Source organism: uncultured Microbacterium sp., from assembly GCF_900078385.1.
Taxonomy (GTDB): domain Bacteria; phylum Actinomycetota; class Actinomycetes; order Actinomycetales; family Microbacteriaceae; genus Microbacterium.
The window spans coordinates 21,994-45,340 of the sequence record NZ_FLQR01000010.1; the positions used below are offsets into that span (position 1 = coordinate 21,994).

Annotated in this window: 21 protein-coding genes and 1 riboswitch; of the genes, 7 read left to right on the forward strand and 14 right to left on the reverse strand. The window is 71.0% G+C overall.

The window, feature by feature from the left end; translation table 11 throughout:
• Window positions 1–49: 49 nt before the first annotated feature.
• The 5 genes from QZL85_RS12590 to ribD form a co-directional block, all read right to left on the reverse strand.
• Window positions 50–400, reverse strand: a complete 351-nt coding sequence (locus tag QZL85_RS12590; RefSeq protein WP_295577227.1) for a Fe-S protein — start codon at window positions 398–400, stop codon at window positions 50–52.
• 61 nt (window positions 401–461) lie between these two features.
• Window positions 462–935: a 6,7-dimethyl-8-ribityllumazine synthase gene (ribH, locus tag QZL85_RS12595; RefSeq protein ID WP_295577229.1), complete on the reverse strand. Its 474-nt coding sequence runs from the start codon at window positions 933–935 to the stop codon at window positions 462–464.
• On the reverse strand, window positions 932–2,206 hold the full coding sequence (gene ribA, locus QZL85_RS12600; protein ID WP_295577231.1) for a GTP cyclohydrolase II: 1,275 nt from the start codon (window positions 2,204–2,206) through the stop codon (window positions 932–934). The genes ribH and ribA overlap by 4 nt, the downstream gene beginning before the upstream one ends.
• Window positions 2,203–2,832: a riboflavin synthase gene (locus QZL85_RS12605; RefSeq protein WP_295577233.1), complete on the reverse strand. Its 630-nt coding sequence runs from the start codon at window positions 2,830–2,832 to the stop codon at window positions 2,203–2,205. The genes ribA and QZL85_RS12605 overlap by 4 nt, the downstream gene beginning before the upstream one ends.
• The gene (gene ribD / locus QZL85_RS12610) at window positions 2,832–3,890 is read right to left on the reverse strand and encodes a bifunctional diaminohydroxyphosphoribosylaminopyrimidine deaminase/5-amino-6-(5-phosphoribosylamino)uracil reductase RibD (protein WP_295577235.1); all 1,059 of its coding nucleotides are present in this window, start codon (window positions 3,888–3,890) and stop codon (window positions 2,832–2,834) included. The genes QZL85_RS12605 and ribD overlap by 1 nt, the downstream gene beginning before the upstream one ends.
• Before the next feature lie 69 nt (window positions 3,891–3,959).
• A riboswitch (FMN riboswitch) is annotated at window positions 3,960–4,103 on the reverse strand.
• 121 nt (window positions 4,104–4,224) lie between these two features.
• Between ribD and QZL85_RS12615 the strand changes: the two genes are divergently transcribed.
• Together QZL85_RS12615 and glpK are read left to right on the forward strand one after the other, a co-directional pair.
• Window positions 4,225–5,922, forward strand: coding sequence for a glycerol-3-phosphate dehydrogenase/oxidase (locus tag QZL85_RS12615; RefSeq protein WP_295577238.1), 1,698 nt, complete (start codon window positions 4,225–4,227; stop codon window positions 5,920–5,922).
• A 58-nt stretch (window positions 5,923–5,980) separates the two neighbouring features.
• The gene (glpK, locus tag QZL85_RS12620) at window positions 5,981–7,519 is read left to right on the forward strand and encodes a glycerol kinase GlpK (RefSeq protein ID WP_295577240.1); all 1,539 of its coding nucleotides are present in this window, start codon (window positions 5,981–5,983) and stop codon (window positions 7,517–7,519) included.
• Window positions 7,520–7,529: 10 nt separating this feature from the next.
• Here the strand turns inward: glpK and QZL85_RS12625 are convergent, their stop codons facing one another.
• Window positions 7,530–8,393 carry an Fpg/Nei family DNA glycosylase gene (locus tag QZL85_RS12625; RefSeq protein ID WP_295577242.1) on the reverse strand — a complete coding sequence of 288 codons (864 nt, stop codon included), beginning with the start codon at window positions 8,391–8,393 and terminating at the stop codon, window positions 7,530–7,532.
• 33 nt (window positions 8,394–8,426) lie between these two features.
• Window positions 8,427–8,993, reverse strand: coding sequence for a GNAT family N-acetyltransferase (locus QZL85_RS12630; protein ID WP_295577244.1), 567 nt, complete (start codon window positions 8,991–8,993; stop codon window positions 8,427–8,429).
• Window positions 8,994–9,364: 371 nt separating this feature from the next.
• Between QZL85_RS12630 and QZL85_RS12635 the strand changes: the two genes are divergently transcribed.
• Window positions 9,365–10,228 (forward strand): DUF559 domain-containing protein, encoded by an 864-nt coding sequence (locus QZL85_RS12635; protein WP_295577247.1) that lies wholly within the window; start codon window positions 9,365–9,367, stop codon window positions 10,226–10,228.
• 172 nt (window positions 10,229–10,400) lie between these two features.
• On the opposite strand, the gene trpS is transcribed toward QZL85_RS12635, so the two are convergent.
• Window positions 10,401–11,405, reverse strand: a complete 1,005-nt coding sequence (trpS, locus tag QZL85_RS12640; protein WP_295577250.1) for a tryptophan--tRNA ligase — start codon at window positions 11,403–11,405, stop codon at window positions 10,401–10,403.
• 151 nt (window positions 11,406–11,556) lie between these two features.
• Here trpS and ppsR point away from each other — a divergent pair, with 151 nt between their 5' ends.
• Together ppsR and ppsA are read left to right on the forward strand one after the other, a co-directional pair.
• Complete coding sequence (gene ppsR / locus QZL85_RS12645) at window positions 11,557–12,414, forward strand: pyruvate, phosphate dikinase/phosphoenolpyruvate synthase regulator (RefSeq protein WP_295577252.1); 858 nt, start codon at window positions 11,557–11,559, stop codon at window positions 12,412–12,414.
• Window positions 12,415–12,440: 26 nt separating this feature from the next.
• Entirely contained in the window at window positions 12,441–14,852 is a 2,412-nt protein-coding gene (gene ppsA / locus QZL85_RS12650; RefSeq protein ID WP_295577254.1) for a phosphoenolpyruvate synthase, read from the forward strand.
• Between the two features lie 19 nt (window positions 14,853–14,871).
• Here ppsA and QZL85_RS12655 read toward each other — a convergent pair whose 3' ends face one another.
• From QZL85_RS12655 to sdhC, 6 genes are all read right to left on the reverse strand, one after another.
• Complete coding sequence (locus tag QZL85_RS12655; protein ID WP_295577256.1) at window positions 14,872–15,726, reverse strand: exodeoxyribonuclease III; 855 nt, start codon at window positions 15,724–15,726, stop codon at window positions 14,872–14,874.
• A 31-nt stretch (window positions 15,727–15,757) separates the two neighbouring features.
• Window positions 15,758–17,005, reverse strand: coding sequence for a YihY/virulence factor BrkB family protein (locus QZL85_RS12660; protein WP_295577258.1), 1,248 nt, complete (start codon window positions 17,003–17,005; stop codon window positions 15,758–15,760).
• A 46-nt stretch (window positions 17,006–17,051) separates the two neighbouring features.
• Complete coding sequence (locus QZL85_RS12665) at window positions 17,052–17,819, reverse strand: succinate dehydrogenase iron-sulfur subunit (protein ID WP_295577260.1); 768 nt, start codon at window positions 17,817–17,819, stop codon at window positions 17,052–17,054.
• Window positions 17,819–19,624 carry a succinate dehydrogenase flavoprotein subunit gene (gene sdhA / locus QZL85_RS12670; RefSeq protein WP_295577262.1) on the reverse strand — a complete coding sequence of 602 codons (1,806 nt, stop codon included), beginning with the start codon at window positions 19,622–19,624 and terminating at the stop codon, window positions 17,819–17,821. Before sdhA ends, QZL85_RS12665 begins: the two co-directional genes overlap by 1 nt.
• Window positions 19,625–19,733: 109 nt before the next feature.
• The gene (locus tag QZL85_RS12675; protein ID WP_295577264.1) at window positions 19,734–20,186 is read right to left on the reverse strand and encodes a succinate dehydrogenase hydrophobic membrane anchor subunit; all 453 of its coding nucleotides are present in this window, start codon (window positions 20,184–20,186) and stop codon (window positions 19,734–19,736) included.
• Window positions 20,186–20,620, reverse strand: coding sequence for a succinate dehydrogenase, cytochrome b556 subunit (gene sdhC, locus QZL85_RS12680; protein ID WP_295577266.1), 435 nt, complete (start codon window positions 20,618–20,620; stop codon window positions 20,186–20,188). The genes QZL85_RS12675 and sdhC overlap by 1 nt, the downstream gene beginning before the upstream one ends.
• A gap of 209 nt (window positions 20,621–20,829) precedes the next feature.
• On the opposite strand from sdhC, the gene QZL85_RS12685 reads away from it, so the two are divergent.
• Window positions 20,830–21,945, forward strand: a complete 1,116-nt coding sequence (locus tag QZL85_RS12685) for a mannose-1-phosphate guanylyltransferase (RefSeq protein WP_295577268.1) — start codon at window positions 20,830–20,832, stop codon at window positions 21,943–21,945.
• Window positions 21,946–22,102: 157 nt separating this feature from the next.
• On the forward strand, window positions 22,103–23,254 hold the full coding sequence (locus QZL85_RS12690; protein ID WP_295577270.1) for a BMP family protein: 1,152 nt from the start codon (window positions 22,103–22,105) through the stop codon (window positions 23,252–23,254).
• Window positions 23,255–23,347: the final 93 nt, after the last annotated feature.

Sequence of the window (23,347 nt, forward strand, 5' to 3'; positions counted from 1 at the left end):
CCGACGCACGAGGGTCGAGTTTACCCTCGGTTCACGGCGCCGGCCGGGTTCAGCGCCAGAGCAGCGCGATCGCGGCGTTGCCGAAGGTGAGGATGCCGATGAGCCAGAACACCGCGGGCGGGACGGCGCCGGCCTTGCGACCGCGGGCGGCGCCGATGCCGAGCAGGGCGCCGATCACGAGCAGGATGACGAGCTTCGTGCCGATCTTGACGTAGTTCAGGTCGTACTCGATGCCCCACGGTGCGGCGAGGGCGAAGCCGGCGACACCGGCGATCGCGAGTCCCCAGTGCATCAGCCGCGTGATGCGGCGCTCGCCGACGGCTTCGACGACCCAGGCGCCGAACAGCACGGCGAAACCGACGAGGTGGACGAGGACGACGGCGTGACGCAGGATCTCCATGCCGTCAGTCTAGCTGAAGGTCGGTGCGACCGGGACCGACGGCGCGGCCGGTTGCCCCGGCTCAGCCGTGCAGGTCGCGCAGCACGAGCGCCGTGCGCAGCGCGGCGTCGGCCGCCTCGGCGCCCTTGTCCTCTTTCGAGCCCTCCAGGCCCGCACGGTCGAGGCCCTGCTGCTCGTCATCCAGCGTCAGCACGCCGAAGCCCACCGGCTTGCCGGTGTCGAGCGCGACGCGGGTCAGCCCGTCGGTGGCGGCGGCCGAGACGAAGTCGAAGTGCGGCGTGCCGCCGCGGATGATGACGCCGAGCGCGACCACCGCGTCGGCGCCCGCCTCCAGCGCCGTCTTGCTCACGACGGGGAGCTCGAACGATCCGGGCACGCGCACGAGCCGCCACGACGCGCCGGACGCGTCGAGCACGCGGCGCGCGCCGGCGACCAGGCCCTCGGTGATCACGTCGTGCCACTGCCCCGCCACGACGACGACGCTCAGCCCCGTCGCGTCGATCGGCTGCGTCTCCGGGGCGCCGTGTCCGCTCATGCCTTCGTCTCCTCGCTGCGCGCCAGCGCGCTGTCCAGGTCGCCCGTGTCGATGATGTGGCCCATCCGGTCGCGCTTGGTGGCGAGGTACTGGTGGTTGTTGGCGCCGACGCCGACCAGCAGCGGGACCTGCTCGACGATGTCGAGTCCGAGCTGGCGCAGCTGATTCACCTTGTCGCTGTTGTTCGTCAGCAGGCGGATCTTCTCGACGCCGAGGTCGGCGAGGATGCCGGCGGCCGCGGCGTAGTCGCGCGCGTCGGCCGGGAGGCCGAGCGCGAGGTTCGCGTCGACGGTGTCGAGGCCGCGCTCCTGCAGGCTGTACGCGCGCAGCTTGTTGATGAGGCCGATGCCGCGTCCCTCGTGGCCGCGCATGTAGATGACGACGCCGCCATCCTGTTCGACCGCGTCGAGCGCGGCGTCCAGCTGCGGTCCGCACTCGCACTTGAGGGAGCCGAAGGCCTCCCCGGTCAGGCACTCGGAGTGCACGCGCACGAGCGGTGCGTCCTCGGCGAGATCGCCGGACACGACGGCGATGTGGTCGGTGCCGGTGATGCGGTCCTTGTACGCGAGGAAGCGGAACGCGCCGTGCGAGGTCGGCACCTGCGCCTCGGCGCGCAGGCTGACGCGGCGCTTCTGCCCTTGCTCGGTGTGCGCCCCCGCGACGCTCGTCCCGTCGAGGTGCGCGATGAGCTGCTCGATCGTGATGACCGGGATGCCCTCCCGCTCGCCCAGCTCCAGAAGCCCCGGCAGACGCATCATGCTGCCGTCCTCGGCGACGACCTCCCCGATCGCGCCGACCGGCTGCAGTCCGGCGAGCCGCATGAGCTCGACAGCGGCCTCGGTGTGGCCGGCGCGCTCGCGCACGCCCCCGTCGACGGCGCGGAGGGGGAGGATGTGGCCGGGCCGGATCACCGAGGTGGGTGTGGAGGCCGGGTTCGCGAGCACGTTGAGGGTGTGCGCGCGGTCGGCGGCGCTGATGCCGGTCGAGATGCGGTCGGCGGCGTCGACGCTCACCGTGTAGGCGGTGCTCCGGCTGTCCTCGTTGACCGCGACCATGGGCGGCAGGTCGAGCCGGTCGGCCCAGTCTGCGGGCATCGGTGCGCAGAGGAACCCGCTGGACCAGCGGATGGTCCAGGCGAGCCACTCGGGCGTCGCGAGCTCGGCGGAGAGGATGACGTCGCCCTCGTTCTCACGGTTCTCGTCGTCCGCGACGATGACCGGCTTGCCGGCGCGCAGGGCTTCGAGGGCCTCGGGGATGGTGGAAAGGCTCATCGGGAGCCTCCTTCGTGGGTGGGGGTGAATGCGAGGAGGCGCTGCACGTGCCGCGCCAGGATGTCGGTCTCGAGGTTGACGTGGTCGCCCGCAGCGCGCGCTCCGAGCGTGGTCACCTCGAGCGTCTCGGGGATGAGGGACACCTCGAACCAGTGCGCGTCGGCGTCGGCCGGCGAGGTCGCGCTGACGGTGAGCGAGACGCCGTCGACGGTGATCGAGCCCTTGTCGACCACGAGCGGAGCGAGGGATGCCGGCAGTCCGACGCGGAGGACCCGCCACTGCGCTCCGGGGCGCACCTCGAGCAGCTCGCCGGTGCCGTCGACGTGGCCCTGCACGATGTGCCCGCCGAGGCGGCCGTGCGCGGCCATGGCGCGCTCGACGTTGACGGGCGCACCGGTCGCGACGGCGCCGAGCGTGGACATCTCGAGCGTCTGCTTCATGACGTCCGCGGTGAACCAGTCGGGGCCCTGGTCGACGACGGTGAGGCACACGCCGCTGATCGCGATCGAGTCGCCCTGGTGGGCGTCCGAGACCGCGAGCGGGGCCCGCACGGTGAGGCGGACGCCGTCGCCGGACGGCGCGACCGCCGTGACGGTGCCCTGTTCTTCGATGATGCCGGTGAACATCAGGCGCTCTCCTTGGGGTGGGCGACGATCAGCAGGTCGTCGCCGAGTCGTTCGATGGATGTCACGGTCAGGCGCCGCTGCGCGGCGATCGTGTCGACGCCGAGCACCCGGAGCGCGGGCCGGTCGGCGCCGTCCGTCCCGGCGCCGAGGAGCGTCGGGGCGAGGTACGCGAGGACCTCGTCCACCAGGCCGGCGCGCAGGAAGGCGCTCGCGATCGTGGGGCCGCCTTCGACGAAGACGCGGTGCACACCGGCGTCGCGCAGCTCGGCCAGCAGCGACGGCTCGTTGGGGCTCTCGCCGCCGAGGTTCTCGCCGTCGCGGTGCAGGAGGGGCAGCGGATGCCGGCGCACGGCGGCGTCGTCGGGGACGGCGCGGGCGCCGAGGACCACCGGCTGCGGCTGATGGGGGTAGAGGGTGCCGTCGGGGCGGCGGGCCGTGAGGGCGGGATCGTCGCTGAGCAGCGTGCCGGTGCCTACGACGATGGCATCCGCCTCGGCGCGGCGCCGGTGCACGTCCGCGCGCGCGTCGGGTCCGGTGATCCACTGGCTCGTGCCGTCGGCGGCGGCGGCGCGGCCGTCGAGGGACTGCGCCCACTTGACGGTGACGTGCGGGCGCCCGAGGCGCTGAACGGTCAGCCAGGAGTCGAGGAGGGCCGTGGCCTCCTCGATGAGCACGCCGGGCACGACCTCGACACCCGCCGCGCGCAGGCGGTCGGCGCCACCCGCGGAGTGCTCGCCCGGATCATCGAGCGCGTAGACGACCCGCGCGACGCCGGCCTCGATGAGGGCGACCGCGCACGGTCCCGTCCGGCCGGTGTGGTTGCAGGGCTCGAGGGTGACGACGGCGGTCGCGCCGCGCGCGCCCCCGGCGGGAAGCTTCGAGAGCGCGTCGACTTCGGCATGCGCCGTGCCGGCGCCGCGATGCCAGCCTTCGGCGAGGACGGCGCCGTCGGGGGAGAGCAGGACGGCCCCGACCTGCGGGTTGACCCCGCGCGGGCCCTGGAGGGCGAGCTCGAACGCGCGCCGCATGGCGTCGCGTTCGCGGTCCGTCGCGCTCATCCCTGGTCCTTGCGTTCAGGCTCCGGGGGCGTGCGGCGCAGAAGGGCCGCCGGGCGTGCGCCGCGGCGTCCTCGTGCTGCCTCCCATCCGGACTAGCGACTTTCGTCGCATCACCGTCGGTCCCGGATTTCCACCGGATCAACCCCTCGGAGAACGAAGGGCTCGCGGACTGTCACCGCCGGTTCGGATTCCCACCGACCCCGGAGCACGTGTTGTTGCTCACGAGTGTAGTCAACGCGCGGCATCGGGGTTCATTCCCGTCATGCCCCGTCATGCCCGCGCGCCGCGTCCCGTGCGCCGGTGAACACGTAGCCTGGAGGCGGAGGCGCGACACATGGACACACCCACCCCGGGCTCGGCCCGACTGCGCGAACGGCCGTACGCCGACGTTCTCGTCATCGGCGGCGGCATCAACGGCCTGGCCACATTCCGCGATCTGGCGATGCAGGGCGTCGACGTCGCCCTCGTGGAGCGCGGCGACTTCGTCTCCGGCGCCTCGGCGGCATCCAGCCACATGATCCACGGCGGCATCCGGTACCTCGAGAACGGCGAGTTCCGGCTCGTCCACGAGGCGGTGACCGAGCGCAACGCGCTGCTGCGGATCGCGCCGCACTACGTGCAGCCCCTGCAGACCACCATCCCGATCTACTCCACCTTCTCCGGCATCCTCTCCGCGCCGCTGCGGTTCCTCCGCCACGGCGCGGGCAAGCCGCGGGAGCGCGGGGCCGCGCTCATCAAGATCGGGCTCGTGATCTACGACTCCTTCTCGCGCGGCGGTGGCCGCGTCCCCCGGCACGAGTTCCACGGCCGCAAGCGCTCGCTGGCGCAGCTGCCGCAGCTGAACCCGACCGTCACGTACACCGCGACGTACTGGGACGCGTCGCTGCGCGACCCCGAGCGGCTCGCCCTCGACGTGCTGCGCGACGCGCTCGCCGCCGGCGGAGACAAGGCGCGGGCGGCCAACTACACGGCCGCCGTGGGCGCGGAGGGCGGCAAGGTCGTGCTGCGCGACGAGACGGGGGAGGACTTCGCCTTCGCGGCATCCGTCGTCGTCAACGCCTCCGGTCCGTGGACCGACATCACCAACCACGCGCTCGGTGACCCCACCGCCCACATGGGCGGCACGAAGGGGTCGCACATCGTCCTCGACCACGACGAGCTGCTCGCCGCGACGGGCGGGCGGGAGCTCTTCTTCGAGCACTCCGACGGTCGCATCGTGCTCATCTACCCGCTGCATGGCCGCGTGCTCGTGGGCACCACCGACATCGAGCACGAGATGGGCGAGCCGATCGTGTGCACCGAGGTCGAGGTCGACTACTTCTTCGAGCTCATCGGCCAGGTGTTCCCCGCGATCCCGGTGGACCGCTCGCACATCGTCCATCGCTTCGCGGGTGTCCGGCCGCTGCCGGGGCACGGCGACCTGGCGCCGGGCTTCGTCTCGCGCGACTACCGCATCGAGGCGACGAAGCTCCCCGGCCCCGTCGAGGCGACGGTCCTGAGTCTCGTCGGCGGCAAGTGGACCACGTTCCGCGCGTCCGCCGCCCACCTGGCCGACCGGGCGCTGGAGCTCCTCGCGCAGCCGCGTCGCCGCAGCACGAAGGGCGTGCCGATCGGCGGAGGGGTCGGGTACCCGCAGTCCGAGCGCGCGCGCCGCCAGTGGCTCGCACCGTACGCCGAGACGCTCGGGTTCGAGCGGGCCGCGCGTCTCCTCGACCGGTACGGCACCGTCGCTGCCGACGTGGCGGCGGCCATCGCCGCCGACCCGGACGACGCACCGCTGCAGACCGTGCCCCAGTTCAGCACGGGCGAACTCCGTCACCTCGCCCGCACGGAGTGGGTCGCTCACCTCGACGACATCCTGCTGCGGCGCACCGGGATCGCGTTCCGCGGTGCGGCGACGCCCGAGGCCACGGCCGAGATCGCGGCGGCGGTCGCGCCCGTCTTCGGCTGGGACGATGCGACGCGGGATGCCGAAGCGGCGCGGGCGCTCGCGTCGGTGCGCTCAGCCGAGCCGGCGGCGCTCCGCGACTGACGCGCGGTAGCGTGACAGGCAGACCTGCCCGCAGGTCACGACTCGACGAGGAGGCCGCGTGGCAGACCATGTGATCGCGATCGACCAGGGGACCACCTCGACCAGGGCGATCGTCTTCGACGTGAACGGGATGCCGGTCGCGACCGCCCAGCGGGAGCACGAGCAGATCTTCCCGCGCGCCGGCCGCGTCGAACACGACCCGGTCGAGATCTGGACGAACACGCAGTGGGTGCTCGCGCGCGCGCTCGGCCAGGCCGGGCTGAACGCCGCCGACATCGCCGCGATCGGCGTCACGAACCAGCGCGAGACCGCCGTCGTCTGGGACCGTCGCACCGGACGGCCCGTGCACAACGCGATCGTCTGGCAGGACACCCGGACGCAGCCGCACATCGATGAGCTCATCGCGGCACACGGCGTGGACGCGTACGCCGACACGACGGGCCTGCCCCTGGCCACGTACTTCTCCGCGTCCAAGGTGGGCTGGATCCTCGACAACGTCGAGGGCGCCCGCGCCGCCGCGGACGCGGGCGACCTCATGTTCGGGACGACCGACACCTGGGTGGTGTGGAACCTGACGGGCGGCCGGGACGGCGGCATCCACGTCACGGACGTCACGAACGCGAGTCGCACCCTCCTGATGGACCTCCATACGCTCGAGTGGTCGGACGACCTCCTCGCGGTGTGGGGCATCCCGCGGGTGATGCTGCCGGAGATCCGGTCGTCCTCCGAGATCGTCGGCGAGGTGCAGCTGCCGGGCGTGCTGCGCGGCGTTCCGATCGCCGGGATCCTCGGCGACCAGCAGGCCGCCACGTTCGGGCAGGCCGCGTTCGAGGCGGGGGAGTCGAAGAACACCTACGGCACGGGGAACTTCCTGCTCGTCGGCACGGGCACCGAGATCGTCCGGTCCGAGGCGGGTCTCATCACGACCGTCGCGTACCGGCTCGGCGAGGAGCCGGCCCGCTACGCGCTGGAGGGCTCGATCGCCGTGACCGGCTCGCTCGTGCAGTGGCTGCGCGACAACCTCGGCATCATCCGCCGCTCCGAAGAGGTCGAGACCCTCGCCGCGTCGGTCGAGGACAACGGCGGCGCGTACTTCGTGCCGGCGTTCTCGGGCCTGTTCGCTCCGTACTGGCGGCCCGATGCACGTGGCGCGCTCGTGGGTCTCACCCGCTACGTCACGAAGGCGCACATCGCGCGCGCCGCGCTGGAGTCCACCGCCTTCCAGACCCGCGACGTCATCGAGGCCGTCGTCTCCGACACCGGGCGCGCGCTCGCGGAGCTGCGCGTGGACGGCGGGATGACGCGCAACGACGCCCTCATGCAGTTCCAGGCCGACATCCTGGGACTCCCGGTCGTCCGGCCGGAGATCGTCGAGACGACCGCGCTCGGCGCGGCATACGCCGCCGGACTCGCCGTCGGCGTCTGGCCCGATCTCGACGCGCTGCGCGCCCAGTGGCGCGAGGACGTCCGCTTCGAGCCGCGGATGGCGGAGGAGGAGCGGGAGCGGCGCTACCGCCTGTGGAAGAAGGCCGTCGCGAAGTCGCTCGACTGGGTCGACGACGACGCGCGCATCATGATGGGCACGACCGGGTCCTGAGCCGCGTCCGTCACTTGAGCAGACGGGAAAGGCGCCGGTCGGCCAGGATCTTGCCGCCGGTCTGACACGTCGCGCAGTATTCCAGGCTGTTGTCGGCGAAGAACACCGAGCGCACCGTGTCGCCGCACACCGGGCACGTCTCGCCGCGCCGCCCGTGCACGGCCATCCCCCGGCGCTTGGCGTCCTTGAGGTCGGCGGGCGGCTTACCCGACGCGGTGGCGACCGCGTCGGCGACCGTGTCGCGGAGTGCCGCGTAGAGTCGGTCGATCTCGGCATCCGTCAGCGTCGCGGCCAGCGCGTAGGGCGACATCTTCGCGACGTGGAGGATCTCGTCGGAGTACGCGTTGCCGATGCCGGCGATCACCGACTGGTCGCGGAGGACGCCCTTGATCTGCGTCCGCCGCCCCGCCAGCAAGCCCGCGAACACGTCGCGGGTGAAGGTCTCGTCGAGCGGGTCGGGGCCGAGGCGGGCGATGCCGGGGACGTCCTGCGGGTCGCGGGCCGCGTACACGGCCAGCGATTTCTTCGTGCCGGCCTCGGTGAGGTCGAAGCCCGAGCCGTCGTCGAAGCCGACCCGCAGCGCGATGGGCGTCTTGCCGGGGCGGATGAGCGCGGGCGACAACTGGTCGTACCACCGCAGCCATCCGGCCTTGGCGAGGTGGAAGACGAGGTGGATGCCGGCATCCGTCGAGAGGTCGACGAACTTGCCGTGCCGCGCGGCACCCGTGACGGTCGCGCCGCGCAGCGCGTCGATCGGCGGGTCGTAGGTCTTCAGAGCCGCGATGTTCGCGACGGAGACCTTCGTGACGGTCAGGCCCGTCACGCGCTCGCCGAGGTAGTCGACGAGGCCCTGCACTTCCGGCATCTCCGGCATGCCGTCATCCTGCCACGGCCTGCCGACCTCGGGTCAGTCCCCGAGCACGTCCCACTGCTGGGGTTCGCGGTCGTCGCGGGGGAGGAGCCCCGCGATCCAGCCGTCGTCGCGGCGGCCGGCGCCGTTGGCGAGGGCCGCGCGGATGAGCCCCTCGTACCGGAAGCCGAGGGTGCGGGCGGCCCGCGCCGAGGCGGTGTTGCCGACGACGGCCCGCCACTCGATGCGCGCGAGGCCGAGGCCGTCGGTCGAGAACCCCCAGTCGACGACGGCCCGGCACGCCTCGGTGAGGAGGCCCTTCTTGCGGTAGGCGGAGGCCATCCAGTAGCCGATCTCGGCGTCGCCGCGCCCGAGGTGGTGCAGGCCCACCATCCCGGTCAGGGCGCCGTTCAGCCGGATCGCCCAGGTCGCCTCCGAGCCGGACTCCCACCACTGCGCGCTCTTGGCCACGAAGCCGACGGCGTGCTCGCGCTCGTACGGCTGGGGCACCGTCGTGTACCGCTGGATGTCGCGGTCCTGGCAGGCCCCGAAGATGGCGTCGACGTCGGCATCGGTCGGCGGGGAGAGTACGAGTCGCGCCGTGGTCAGCGTCACCGGTTCCATCCCGTCACCCTATCGACGACGCACGCGCCGCAACTCCGCCTTGACGGGTTCGCGGTCGTCGTGTCGCGTCCATGCCCCCCGCATCGGCGGAGTTGTTGCACGAGTGCACGGCGTGACACGGTCCCTTCCCGCCCGCCCGCGCGCACGCGGGCGGAGCCCCGCGACCCCCTCGCGTGCCACAACTCCGCCTCCGCGGCCACCGGCCCGGACGAACGACCGGAATCGGCGCTGTGAGGCGGAGTCACGGCACAGGTCCGGCGGCCGGATCGTGCCGGGCGCCGCCTCCTCCCCATCCGGACGGGCCGTCCTCGCTCTCCCCGGATCGTGACCCCGGTGTCCATCGGGCCGGGCGGTCCGGCCACCGTGTCCGGATGATCGGCCCTTACGACTTCGCCACTCGCGCCGACCTCGTCGCCGCGGGCTTCTCCCGCCGGACGCTCGCTGCGGCGCTCACCAGCGGACACATCGTCCGCGCCCGGCGCGACAGGTACCTGACGGCATCGGCCCCGCCCGCGCTCCTGGAGGCGGTGCGCGTGGGCGGCCGGCTGACCTGCCTCAGTCTGCTGCAGCTGCTCGGCGTCTTCGTCCACACGAACACGGTCACCCACGTACACGTCGTCCGCGGCGCGAGCCGGTTGCGCTCAGCGACGAATCCGGCCCGACCGCTCGAAGCGCGCCGGATTCGCGCGAGCCGGGTCCACTGGATGCCGCTCATCCGATCGGACCGCGGGCACAGCGCGTGCGTCGACATCGTCGACGCGCTCGTGCACGCCGTGCGATGCCAGCCGGCGCGCTACGCGGTGGCATCCCTCGACAGTGCCCTCCACTTGAGGCTCATCGGCGAGGTCGAGATCGCCGAGATCTTCGCGGCGCTGCCGCGCAGATTCGCGGTACTCCGCAGACTCGTCGACGGGCGGGCGGAGTCCGGCACGGAGACCCTCGTGCGACTGATCGCCCGCTCGCTCGGCTGCCGGGTCGAGCTCCAGGTCTTCTTCGAGGGCGTGGGCCGCGTCGACCTGGTCATCGACGGGTGGCTCGTCGTCGAGTGCGACAGCAAGGAGTTCCACGAGTCCTGGGCGCAGCAGGTCAAGGACCGCGCACGCGACGCCGCCTTGGCCGCGCGGGGCTGCACGTCGTTGCGGTTCACTGCCGCGCAGGTCCTCTACCGGCCCGAGGAGGTCGTCGCCGCGTTGCGCGGACTCAGCTCCGCGCACCGCCGCTGCCGGGTGTCCTGAGTCCCCCCGTTTCGCCGCACGCGGACGGGCGGACGTCCACCAACTCCGCCAGCGCCCAGGCGCATCGGCCGCCGCGAGTGGCCGGACGCCCGCTCAGGCGGAGTTGCGGCACCCCGGGCCTCGGCAGCCGCGCCGCGCGCGGCGGCATCGGTCAGGCCGAGACCTCAACGCCTCAGACGCGGCGGAGGAGGCCCATCTTGTCGTAGACGTCGGCGAGGGTCTTGTCGGCGACCTCGTCGGCGCGGGCGGCGTTGGCTGCGAGGACGCGGTCGAGCTCGGCGGGGTCGTCCAGCAGCTCGAGCGCGCGCCGGCGCACCGGGCCGAACTCCTCCACGACGACCTCGGCGAGACCCTTCTTGAAGTCGCCGTAGCCGCGGCCCGCGTACTCGTCCTCGATCGCCGGGATCTGCCGGCCCGTGAGGGCGGCGTAGATGACCAGCAGGTTCGACACCCCGGGCTTGGCCTCGCGGTCGTACCGCACCGAACCCTCGGAGTCGGTCACGGCCCGCATGATCTTCTTCGCCGACAGGGCGGGGTCATCGAGCAGCCACAGGACGCCGGCATCCGACTCGGCGGACTTCGACATCTTCGCCGTCGGCAGCTGCAGGTCGTAGATGCGCGCGGTGTCCTGCTGGATGACGGGGATCGGCACCCGGAAGGCCTCGCCGTAGCGGGCGTTGAACCGCTCCGCGAGGTCGCGGGTCAGCTCGACGTGCTGCTTCTGGTCGTCGCCCACCGGCACGATGTCGCTCTGGTACAGCAGGATGTCGGCGGCCATGAGCACCGGGTAGGTGAAGAGGCCCACATTCGTGGCATCGGCGCCGTAGCGCTGCGACTTGTCCTTGAACTGCGTCATCCGCGACGCCTCGCCGAAGCCGGTGATCGTGGAGAGGATCCACGCGAGCTCGGCGTGCGCGCGGACATGCGACTGCACGTAGAGCGTCGACTTCGACGGCTCGATGCCGGCGGCGATGTACTGCGCGGCCGTGCGGCGCGTCTTCTCGCGCAGCTCCGACGGGTCGTTCGGCTGCGTCAGGGCGTGCAGGTCGACCACCGAGAAGTAGGCGTCGTAGGACTCCTGCAGGTCCCGCCACTGCATGAGCGCCCCGATGTAGTTGCCGATCTGGAGGGAATCGGCGGAGGGTTGCATACCGGAGTACAGGCGGGGTTTGCTCACCGGACAATCCTACGGGCGCGGATGCCGGCACCCGCGCCGCGGGCCGGCGCCGGGCGTCGGGTTATGCACGGCCCGTAGCCGCGCGCTCCCCCGTCCCGGGAGTACCGTGAAGGGTGCGGCAAGGACCGCCGCACCGACCGGAAGTCGGACGATGATCGACTCCACTGCGCCTCTGGGTACCGGCGCGACGCCGGTTGCTCCGCCGCGCCGTGCGGCCTTCTTCGTCTCCGACAGCACCGGGATCACGGCCGAGACGCTGGGCAGCGCGCTGCTGGTGAATTTCCCCGGCATCGCGTTCGACCATCACACCATCCCGTTCGTCGACACCGCGTCGCGCGCCGCGGCGGTCGTCGCCGAGGTCGAGCGCGCCGCGGCCGCCGGCCAGGGCCCCATCATCTTCACGACCGTCAAGCAGGCGTCGCTGCGCGCGCTGCTGGCGGCGGCGCCCGCGGTCACGATCGACCTGCTCGCGGGTCACCTGGTCGAACTCGAGCGCGCACTCGGCACAACGGCATCCGAGCAGCTCGGCCAGTACCACGGCGTCGGAGACCTCGAGAAGTACCACGCGCGGATGCGCGCGGTGGAGTACGCGATCGAGCACGACGACGGGCAGAGCGCGCGTGCGCTCGACCTCGCCGACGTCATCGTCATCGCGCCGAGCCGGTGCGGGAAGACCCCCACGACGATGTACCTGGCGCTGCAGTACGGCCTCCTCGTCGCCAACTACCCGCTCACCGACGACGACTTCCCCACCGAGGGGCTTCCGCGCACCGTCGCGCGGTACGCCGCGCGGTGCTTCGGGCTGACCACGACGCCGCTGCGCCTCAGCCAGGTGCGTCACGAACGCCGGCCCAGCTCGCGATACGCGAGCCTCGCCCAGTGCACCCTCGAGCTGCGTCGCGCCGAGGAGCTGTACCGGCGCCACCGCATCCCGTTCCTGAATTCCTCGACGAAAAGCGTCGAGGAGATGTCGGCCGTCATCATGCAGACCATGAAGCTGCGGACGTGACGGTCCTGATTCGAGGAGACAGTGACATGACCAACATCCTGTGGTTCCACGAGATCGGCATGGCCGACCTGCCCCAGGTGGGCGGCAAGAACGCGTCGCTCGGGGAGATGGTCTCCGAGCTCGCCGACGCCGGCGTGCGGGTGCCGGGGGGCTTCGCGACGACGGCCGACGCGTACCGCACGTTCCTGGAGACCGACGACCTCGCCGGGCGCATCCAGACCGCGGTCGGCGCGCTCGACATCGACGATGTCGCCGAGCTCGCCCGTGTCGGCGCGCAGGTGCGGCAGTGGATCGAGGAGCAGCCGTTCCCGCCGGCGCTGGACCGCGACATCCGGGAGGCGTTTGCGCAGCTCCTCGCCGCCGACCCCGACCCGGACCGCGTCACGTGGGCCGTCCGCTCCAGCGCGACGGCCGAAGACCTCCCGGACGCGTCCTTCGCGGGGCAGCAGGAGACCTTCCTCAACATCGGCGGCGTCGACAACATCGTGCAGGCGGTGCACCACGTGTTCGCCTCGCTCTACAACGACCGCGCGATCGCGTACCGCGTGCACCACGGCTTCGACCACTTCGACGTCGCGCTCTCCGCCGGCGTCCAGCGCATGGTGCGCGCGGACGTCGGTGCCTCCGGCGTCATGTTCACAGTGGACACCGAGTCCGGGTTCGACCGTGCGGTGTTCATCACGAGCGCGTACGGACTCGGCGAGGCCGTCGTGCAGGGCGCCGTCAACCCGGATGAGTTCTACGTCTACAAGCCGAGCCTGCGCGAGGGCCGCCCCGCGATCCTCAAGCGGCAGGTCGGGGAGAAGGCCGTCGCGATGCGGTACACCGCGGGCACCGCGGCCGGTTCGTCGACCGAGTTCGTCGACGTCCCCGCGGCCGATCGTGTGCACTTCAGCATCACGGATGCCGAGGTGCACGAGCTCGCCCGGCACGCCCTGGTGATCGAGGACCATTACGGCCGCGCGATGGACATCGAGTGGGCCCGGGACGGCGTCGACGGCAAGCTGTACATCCTGCAGGCTCGACCGGAGACGGTGGTGTCGCGCGACGACGGCGCGATCCTGCGCCGGTTCGTGCTGAAGGAGCGCGGCACCGTGCTCGTCACCGGCCGCGCGATCGGGCAGCGGGTGGGCGCCGGTCCGGTCAGGGTGCTGGAGAGCATCGCGCACATGGACCGGTTCCAGCCCGGCGACGTGCTCGTGGCCGACATGACCGACCCGGACTGGGAGCCCATCATGAAGCGGGCCTCCGCGATCGTCACGAACCGCGGCGGGCGCACGTGTCACGCCGCGATCATCGCGCGCGAGCTCGGCATCCCCGCCGTCGTCGGCACGGGGTACGCGACGCGCACGCTCCGCGACGGCACCGACGTGACCGTCTCCTGCGCGGAGGGCGACGACGGCTTCGTCTACGACGGGATCCTCGACGTCGCCGAGGAGGAGACGCACCTCGACGCCATGCCCGAGATCCCCGTGAAGATCATGATGAACGTCGGCACCCCCGATCAGGCGTTCAGCTTCTCGAAGCTGCCGCACCGCGGGGTGGGCCTGGCCCGTCTCGAGTTCATCATCAACCGGCAGATCGGGGTGCACCCGCGGGCGCTGCTGGAGCGCGACAGCCTGCCGGCCGAGGTGCGCGAGGAGGTCGACCGGATGACGGCGGCGTACCCGAACCCCCGGGAGTACTTCGTGCAGCGGATCGCCGAGGGGGTCTCGATGATCGCCGCCGCGTTCGCGCCGTGGCCCGTCATCGTGCGGATGAGCGACTTCAAGACCAACGAGTACGCCAACCTCCTGGGCGGCGACCGCTACGAGCCGCACGAGGAGAACCCGATGATGGGCTGGCGCGGCGCATCCCGCTACGTGTCGCCCGACTTCCGCGCGTGCTTCGACATGGAGTGCGAGGCGCTGCGGTTCGTGCGGGATGAGATGGGTCTGACCAACCTGAAGATCATGATCCCGTTCGTGCGCACGGTGGCCGAGGGTGCGGCGGTGGTGGAGCTGCTCGCGGAGAACGGGCTGCGCCGCGGCGAGAACGGACTCGAGGTCGTGATGATGTGCGAGGTGCCGTCCAACGCGCTGCTGGCCGACGAGTTCCTCGACGTCTTCGACGGGTTCTCGATCGGCTCCAACGACATGACCCAGCTCGTCCTGGGTCTGGACCGCGACTCGGCGCTCGTCGCGGCGACCTTCGACGAGCGCGACCCCGCCGTGCTGCGGGTGCTCCAGATGGCGATCGACGCGTGCCGGCGTCGGGGGAAGTACATCGGCATCTGCGGTCAGGGTCCGTCCGACCACCCGGACCTCGCCGAGTGGCTCGTCGCGCAGCAGATCGAGTCGATGTCGCTGAACCCCGACACCGTCGTCCAGACGTGGCTGCGTATCGCGGCGAAGCTCGCGGAGAAGGATGCGGCCAGGGAGGTGCAGCCGAGCCGGTGACCGCCGCGGCCGCCCGGACTCAGCCCGCGACGGGCAGGCCCACGGCGTAGTCGGCGACGACGGGCGCGTGGTCGCTCCACCGGGTGTCCCACGAGGGGGCGCGGACCACGGTGTACGCCGTGACGCGCTCGGCGAGGGCCGGGGAAGCCAGGTGGTAGTCGATGCGCCACCCGGTGTCGTTGTCGAACGCCTTGCCACGGTTCGACCACCACGTGTACGGACCGTCGATCTCGCCGTGGAACGTGCGGCCGATGTCGACCCAGCCGAGGCCCGGCCCCTCAGACCCGTCGACACCGGTCACGGTCTCGCCCGCGCGTCCCAGGAACCGGTCGAAGTAGGCGCGCTCGCGGGGGAGGAAGCCGGCCTTCTTGACGTTGCCCTTCCAGTTGCGGATGTCGAGTTCGCGGTGCCCGACGTTCAGGTCGCCGGTGATGAGCGCGAGGCCGGCGCCGAGCTGCGGCATCCGGGACTCCATGGCGTCGAGGAAGGCGTACTTCGCGAGCTGGCGCTCGGTGTCGGCCTCGCCCGTGAAGACGTAGGCGCTCACGACGGTCACGGTCTCGCCGTCGACGTCGATGTCGGCTTCGACCCAGCGTCCCTTCGAGTCGAGGGTGTCGTCGCCGAGCTCGGTCCGCCAGATCTCCAGCGGCTCCCGGGTCGCGATGGCGACGCCCGCGCGACCCTTCGCCACGGCTTCGTCGTTGACGATGTGCCAGCCCGGGAGGGCGGCCGCGAGGTCGGCGGCCTCGGCGCGCACCTCCTGCAGTGTGAGGACGTCGACGGCCGCTGCCTCGAGCCACGGCATCATCCCCTTGCGGGCGGCGGCGCGGATGCCGTTGACGTTGACGGTGGCGATGCGGAGCGTGCGGGTCACCGGTCAAGCCTAGCCAGGGCCCCGGACAGCCTCACTCCAGCAGGGAGCCGCGACGGCGGGGCGGGGCGGGGGCGGCGGCGATCACCTCGGCGAGCTCGTCGCTGGCCTGACCGACCGCCCGATCGGCCCACCAGCGCCGGTACCACGGGGCGGCGGCGTGCGCCTCCTCGGCGGTCCGCAGCCGCACGCGCGCGGCGAGCAGCAGCGCCTCGTGCTCCTCGCGCAGGCGGTCGGCCTCGGACTTCTCCAGCAGCGGCACGTTCTCGTCCTTCGCCGTGACGGCGATCCACGCCGCCGAGACGAGCGTCGCGATGCCCATCACGCGGAACCACACCAGGAGTCCCACGAAGATCGCGAAGGTCGCCAGCAGGGGATTGGTCGGCGTGTACGCGAGGAGGAGCCCGGCCGCGAGCTGCAGGAGCGTGATCGCGATGCTGCCGACGAGCGCCCCGGGCCAGATCGTCCGCCACCGCCGCGACGTCCCGGTGAGGAACCAGAACAGGGCTGCCAGCGCCGCGGCGTTGATGAGAAGCGAGACGAGGACGGACAGGACCTGGACGGTCCCGTTGTAGAGGTACGAGTCGGTCCCGAAGCCGAACAGCGACAGGACGGTCCGCAGCGACCACGTGCCGACGAGACTGAGGACCGAGCCCACGACGAGCGCCGACCCGAAGGCGACGGCGGCGAGGAGGTCCCGTGCTTTCAGCAGCACGTACGACCGGCTGTCGTAGGGGAGGCCGAAGATGTCGCGCACCGCCCGCCGCGCGAAGGTCACGAACCCGATGGCCGTCCACGCCGCCGCGACGAGCGCGATGGCGCCCGTGACGGCGAGGACGCCGGAGTTGCCGCTCGTGATCTGCTCCACCTGCGCATGGGAGATGAGCCCGTCGTCGGCGTCGCCGATGAGTCCGGGGATGTAGGAGTTGATCACCTCGATGAGTCCGCGGACCGCCGTCGGGCTGCCGCCGAGCCAGAGCCCCACCGCCGCGAAGGCCACGTAGATGGCCGCGAAGAACGCGAACAGCGCCTGATAGCTCACTCCGGCGGACAGCAGGAAGCCGTTGTGCTGCAGGAAATGCCGCCAGACCCGGACGGGGAACCAGCCCAGCGTGCGCCGCGTGAGCGCCGTGGCGCGGCTGATCGGCGCGTCGAACCGCTGCCGCAGCGCGGTCTGGCGCGCCTCCCACCGGACGCGCAGGCTCTCCTCTTCGGCGCGCGCGGCCGCGGCGACCCGATGCGGGGCGTGCGGTGCGGGGTCGCCGGAAGCGGGGTCGGACACGCTCACACCCTAGCCAGCCGGGGTGCGGGAGGGCATCCGCACGGCCTCAGCCGCGCAGGACCGCCTGCTTGACCTCGGCGATCGCCTTGGTCACCTCGATGCCGCGCGGGCACGCCTCGGTGCAGTTGAAGGTCGTGCGGCAGCGCCACACGCCTTCCTTGTCGTTGAGGATGTCGAGGCGCACGTCGCCGGCGTCATCGCGCGAGTCGAAGATGAAGCGGTGCGCGTTGACGATCGCGGCGGGGCCGAAGTACTGGCCGTCCGTCCAGAACACGGGGCACGACGAGGTGCACGCGGCGCACAGGATGCACTTCGTGGTGTCGTCGAAGATCGCGCGGTCGGCGATCGACTGCACGCGCTCCTTTCCGGGCTCGGGCGTCGAGTTCGCGATGAGGAACGGCTGCACCTCGCGGTAGGAGGCGAAGAACGGCTCCATGTCGACGATGAGGTCCTTCTCCAGCGGCAGGCCCTTGATCGCCTCGACGTAGATCGGCTGCGAGATGTCGAGGTCCTTGATGAGCGTCTTGCACGCGAGCCGGTTGCGCCCGTTGATGCGCATGGCGTCGGAGCCGCAGATGCCGTGCGCACACGAGCGGCGGAACGACAGCGAGCCGTCGACCTCCCACTTGATCTTGTGCAGCGCATCCAGGACGCGGTCGGTCGCGTAGAGCTCGACGTCGTAGTCCACCCAGCGCGGCTCGGCGTCGATCTCCGGATCGAACCTCCGGATGATGAACGTGACGAGGAACGACTGGATGCCGGTGTCGTTGGTCTGCTCGGCGGGCGCGGCCGCGTCGGGGGCGACGATCGTCATCAGTACTTCCTCTCCATCGGCTGGTAGCGCGTGATCACGACGGGCTTCCAGTCCAGGCGGATGTGGTCCTCCGGGTGCGAGGATCCCGCATCCCCGGAGAGGTACGCCATCGTGTGCTGCATGTAGTTCTCGTCGTCGCGCTTGGGGTAGTCGTCGCGCATGTGGCCGCCGCGACTCTCCTTGCGGTTGCGGGCGGTTACGACGACGACCTCGGCGATGTCGAGCAGGAAGCCGAGCTCGACCGCCTCGAGCAGGTCGGTGTTGAACCGCTTGCCCTTGTCGTCGACGTGGACGTTGCGGTAGCGCTCGCGGAGGTCCGCGATGACGTCCATGACCTCGGACAGGGACTCGTCGGTGCGGAACACCTGCGCCTTGCGGTCCATCTCGTCCTGCAGCGTCTTGCGGAGCACCGCGATGCGCTCGGTCCCGGCGTTGTTGCGCAGGCCCTCGAGCAGCTCCCGCACCTCACGGGCCGGGTCCTCGGGCATCGGGACGAACTCCGCCGTCTGGACGTACTCGACCGCGTTGCGGCCGGCGCGCTTCCCGAACACGTTGATGTCGAGGAGCGAGTTGGTGCCCAGGCGGTTCGAGCCGTGCACCGAGACGCACGCGCACTCGCCCGCGGCGTAGAGACCGGGGACGACGGTGGTGTTGTCGCTCAGCACCTGCGCGTCGACATTGGTGGGGATGCCGCCCATCGCGTAGTGCGCGGTCGGCATGACCGGGACGGGCTCGACGACCGGGTCGACGCCGAGGTAGGTGCGGGCGAACTCCGTGATGTCGGGGAGCTTGGTCTCCAGGACCTCGGCGCCCAGGTGCGTGCAGTCCAGCAGCACGTAGTCGCGGTGCGGTCCCGCGCCGCGGCCCTCGGCGACCTCCTGCACCATGCAGCGCGAGACGATGTCACGCGGGGCGAGGTCCTTGATGGTCGGGGCGTAGCGCTCCATGAAGCGCTCGCCGGAGGCGTTGCGGAGGATCGCGCCCTCACCGCGCGCGCCCTCGGTGAGCAGGATGCCGAGACCGGCGAGGCCGGTCGGGTGGAACTGGAAGAACTCCATGTCCTCCAGGGGCAGGCCCTTCCGCCACACGACCCCGACGCCGTCGCCCGTGAGGGTGTGGGCGTTGGAGGTCGTCTTGAAGATCTTGCCGAACCCGCCGGTGGCGAAGATGACGGCCTTCGAGTGGAAGACGTGCAGGTCGCCGGTGGACAGTTCGTAGGCGACGACGCCCGCGACCTGGGTCTTCCCGGCCTCGTCCTTCACCGTGATGAGGTCGAGCACGTAGAACTCGTTGAAGAAGTTGATGCCGAGCTTGACGCAGTTCTGGAACAGCGTCTGCAGGATCATGTGGCCGGTGCGGTCCGCCGCGTAGCACGCGCGGCGCACGGGGGTCTTGCCGTGGTCGGCCGTGTGCCCGCCGAAGCGGCGCTGGTCGATCTTGCCCTCGGGGGTGCGGTTGAACGGCAGCCCCATGTTCTCGAGGTCGATGACGGCGTCGATGGCCTCCTTGGCGAGGATCTCCGCGGCATCCTGGTCGACGAGGTAGTCGCCGCCCTTGACGGTGTCGAAGGTGTGCCACTCCCAGGAGTCCTCTTCGACGTTCGCGAGGGCCGCCGCCATGCCGCCCTGCGCGGCACCGGTGTGCGAGCGCGTCGGGTACAGCTTGGAGATCACGGCGGTCTTCGCTCCGGGGCCCGCTTCGATCGCGGCACGCATGCCGGCGCCGCCGGCACCGACGATGACGATGTCGAACTCGTGGTAGTGGACGCCGTCCTTGACGACGGTGGCTGCGGTCTGGGTGCTCACGTGTGGGATGCCTTCGTCTTCTGCTTCGTCGTCGTCACTGTCGCGGCCGTCACTGCTCTGGAGATCACTGCTCTGGAGATCACTGCTCTGGAGGTCACTGTTCTGGAGATCACTGCGCGGCGCACATCTCGATCAGCCAGTCCGTCGTGCTGTTCTCGATGCCCAGGCACGGGTCGAACGTGAACACCACGAGGGTGCCCAGGAGGATCAGGAACCCGGAGGCCAGCCAGAGCGCCCAGACCAGGACCGTGCGGATGCGCTCGCCGTGCACGTAGTCGTTGACGATCGTGCGCATGCCGTTGGCGCCGTGGATGAGGGCGAGCCACAGCATCAGCACGTCCCACCACTGCCAGAACGGCGTCGCGAACTTGCCGGCGACGAACGCGAAGTCGATGCCGTGGATGCCTTCGCCGACCATCAGGTTGACGAAGAGGTGGCCGAAGATCAGGACGATCAGCAGCACGCCGGAGGCGCGCATGTAGATCCAGCCCCACTTCTCCAGGTTCGGGCCGCTCTTGCGCGGCTTCGGCGTGCGGGGCGCGGCCAGGGTGTCGGCGGTCATCAGTGTCCCCCTCCGAGCTGCGAGAAGACGATCGGGATGTGTCGCGCGGCGAAGCCGAGCGTCGTCACCGCCCACAGGCCCAGGACGCCCCACCACAGCTGGCGCTGGTGGCGCGTGGCCCACGGCCACAGGTCGACGGCGATGATGCGGAGGCCGTTGAACGCGTGGTAGACGATCGCCGCCACGAGCGCGACCTCGCCGAGCCCCATGATCGGGTTCTTATAGGTCCCGATGACGGCGTCGTAGGCCTCGGGCGACAAGCGGATCAGTGCCGTGTCGAGGACGTGGACGAGCAGGAAGAAGAAGATGGCGACGCCGGTGACGCGGTGCAGCACCCACGACCACATTCCCTCTCGACCGCGGTACAGCGTGCCGCGCGGGGTCCGGGATGTGGTCTGGCTTACCGACGGTGTGACGCGTGCTGGTGCAGACACGGTCGTCCTCCCTTGGTGTGAACGGGCGCCTCTGCCGGACGGGGTGACCGTCCTCCCCGGGGGGAGTTCGGGCCTCATCGCCGCACACGGGCGCTCCGTTCATCCTATTCCCGTCCCCGCGGGGGAGGCGACGAAGGCCCACCTAAGTTCTCTCGACATCGAGAGATCTCCACAGGTCGGCCACGGGGCCGCCCGATAGGGTCGGGGGCATGGTGGACAAGATCGAAGACTTCTACGCGGTCATCCCGGCCGGCGGCGTCGGCAGCCGGCTGTGGCCCCTGTCGCGCGCGGACGCTCCCAAGTTCCTCCATGACCTGACCGGCTCCGGCCGCTCGCTCCTGCGGGACACGTGGGATCGCCTCGAACCGCTCGCCGGCGCCGACCGGATCGCCGTCGTCACGGGCCGCGCGCACCGCGCCGCCGTCGAGGACCAGCTGCCCGGCATCCCCGACATGAATGTGTTCCTCGAGTCCGAGCCGCGCGACTCCGCGGCCGCCATCGGCCTGGCCGCGGCGATCCTGCACCGGCGCGAGCCCGACGTCATCATCGGCTCGTTCGCGGCCGACCACGTCATCCGGGTGCTGCCTGTCTTCCACTGGGCCGTCCAGCAAGCCGTCGCGGTCGCCCGCGAAGGCTACATCTGCACGATCGGCATCACCCCGACGGAGCCCTCGGTCGGATTCGGATACATCAAGAAGGCCGGGATGCTCGCGGTCGACGGTGCGCCGGAGGCGGCGCTGGTCGAGCGCTTCGTCGAGAAGCCCGACCTCGACACGGCCAAGGAGTATGTCGCCTCGCGCGACTTCCTGTGGAACGCCGGGATGTTCATCTCCCGCGCGGACGTGCTCCTTGCCGAGATCGAGGCGAACAACCCCGCCCTGCACGCGGGACTGATGGAGCTCGCCGAGGCGTGGGACGACCGCGAGCGTCGCGGGCCGGTCGTGGACCGCGTGTGGCCGAACCTCGAGAAGATCGCCATCGACTACGCCGTCGCCGAGCCCGCCGCGCTGAAGGGCCGCCTGGCCGTCGTGCCCGGGCACTTCGACTGGGACGACGTCGGCGACTTCGCGAGCCTCGCCAAGCTGAACTCCGGCGGCCGCAAGAACGACCTCGCCATCCTTGGCGAGAACGCCCGCATCCTCTCCGATGCCGCGAGCGGCATCGTCATCAGCCACACGCAGCGGGTCATCAGCCTGATCGGCGTGAAGGACATCGTCGTCGTCGACACGCCCGACGCGCTCCTGGTGACGACGAGCGAGCACGCGCAGCGGGTCAAGGGCGTCGTGGATGCGCTGAAGCTCACCGGTCGCGGCGACGTCCTCTGAGCCCTCGCGGAGTGCGCAGGATGCCACCTGCGTGACGGGTTCATTGCGTCTTTGTAACCATTCCCTCTCACACGGTCGCGCAGGGTGCAAACGAGGCGTCACACTAGGTAGCTTTCATCTGATCCCGCGAAGTCCGCGGTCATCAATGGAGGCTGCATTGACCATCTCGACCACCCAGAAGCTCGCCGGCATCGCGGGCACGGCGCTGCTGATCGCCGCCCTCGCCGGCTGCGGCACCGCTCCCGAGGCGAACCCGACCAGCGCACCCAGCGGCGAGGCCCCCACCGTCGTCGACGGCTTCCTGCCCTGCCTGATCTCCGACGCCGGCGGCTGGAACGACAAGTCGTTCAACGAGTCCGCCAAGAACGGCATGGACCAGGCCGCCGAGGAGCTCGGCGTCGAGCCGCTCGAGTTCGAGTCGGCCAACGACAACGACTACGCGCCCAACATGGAGACCGCTGTCTCCGAGGGCTGCACGTTCATCATCGCCGTCGGCTTCAAGCTGGCCGCCGCGACCGTCGCCGCAGCGACCGCCAACCCCGACCTGCAGTTCGCGATCATCGACGACTACGCCGACGGCACGCAGGTCGACGACGCCGGTGACCCGATCTACGACGGCGCCCCCGATGCTCCGAACATCAAGCCGCTCGTCTTCAACACGGCCGAGGCCGCGTACCTCGGCGGCTACGCCGCTGCGGCGTGGTCGGCGGAGTCCGGTGTGAACAAGGTCGGCACCTTCGGCGGCATGCAGATCCCGTCGGTCGCCGTGTTCATGGACGGCTACCAGCTCGGTGTCGAGAAGTACAACGAGGACAAGGGCGCCTCCGTCCAGCTGTTCGGCTGGGACATGGCGACGCAGAAGGGCTCGTTCACCGGCGCCTTCGACGCGAACGACACCGCCAAGCAGACGGCCCAGGGTGTGCTCGACCAGGGTGTCGACGTGCTCCTGCCCGTCGGCGGCCCGGTCTACCAGAGCGCTGCCGCGGCCATCGCCGACAGCGGTGAGGAGACCCTCATGCTCGGTGTCGACAGCGACCTCGCCGTCGCCGACACGAGCGTCACCGACATCACGCTGGTGTCGATCATGAAGGCGATCGACGTGGCCGTCCACGACGCGACCATCGCCGCCGCCGCGGGCGACTTCGACCCGGCTCCGTACGTCGGCACGCTGGACAACGAGGGTGTCAAGCTCTCGAGCTTCCACGACTTCGAGTCGCAGCTGCCCGATGGCCTGCTCGACGAGATCGCCGCCCTCCAGGAGTCGATCATCGCCGGCGACATCACGGTGGAGTCGCCGAACTCCCCGTGATCTGAACGGAACACCACTCGGGGCGGGCCAGCGCAAGCGGCTCGCCCCGAGTGTCGTCCGGACGACACATCGATGGTGCCCTCCCGCCGGGGA

Bases quoted from the DNA above. Each gene is read 5' to 3' on its own strand.
- ppsR (WP_295577252.1), top strand. From the start codon at position 11,557: ATGATCGACTCCACTGCGCCTCTGGGTACCGGCGCGACGCCGGTTGCT.
- QZL85_RS12675 (WP_295577264.1), bottom strand. From the start codon at position 20,186: ATGACCGCCGACACCCTGGCCGCGCCCCGCACGCCGAAGCCGCGCAAG.
- QZL85_RS12685 (WP_295577268.1), top strand. From the start codon at position 20,830: ATGGTGGACAAGATCGAAGACTTCTACGCGGTCATCCCGGCCGGCGGC.
- QZL85_RS12615 (WP_295577238.1), top strand. From the start codon at position 4,225: ATGGACACACCCACCCCGGGCTCGGCCCGACTGCGCGAACGGCCGTAC.
- QZL85_RS12665 (WP_295577260.1), bottom strand. From the start codon at position 17,819: ATGACGATCGTCGCCCCCGACGCGGCCGCGCCCGCCGAGCAGACCAAC.
- QZL85_RS12635 (WP_295577247.1), top strand. From the start codon at position 9,365: ATGATCGGCCCTTACGACTTCGCCACTCGCGCCGACCTCGTCGCCGCG.
- ribH (WP_295577229.1), bottom strand. From the start codon at position 935: ATGAGCGGACACGGCGCCCCGGAGACGCAGCCGATCGACGCGACGGGG.
- ribD (WP_295577235.1), bottom strand. From the start codon at position 3,890: ATGAGCGCGACGGACCGCGAACGCGACGCCATGCGGCGCGCGTTCGAG.
- ppsA (WP_295577254.1), top strand. From the start codon at position 12,441: ATGACCAACATCCTGTGGTTCCACGAGATCGGCATGGCCGACCTGCCC.
- QZL85_RS12590 (WP_295577227.1), bottom strand. From the start codon at position 400: ATGGAGATCCTGCGTCACGCCGTCGTCCTCGTCCACCTCGTCGGTTTC.
- QZL85_RS12625 (WP_295577242.1), bottom strand. From the start codon at position 8,393: ATGCCGGAGATGCCGGAAGTGCAGGGCCTCGTCGACTACCTCGGCGAG.
- QZL85_RS12630 (WP_295577244.1), bottom strand. From the start codon at position 8,993: ATGGAACCGGTGACGCTGACCACGGCGCGACTCGTACTCTCCCCGCCG.
- QZL85_RS12605 (WP_295577233.1), bottom strand. From the start codon at position 2,832: ATGTTCACCGGCATCATCGAAGAACAGGGCACCGTCACGGCGGTCGCG.
- ribA (WP_295577231.1), bottom strand. From the start codon at position 2,206: ATGAGCCTTTCCACCATCCCCGAGGCCCTCGAAGCCCTGCGCGCCGGC.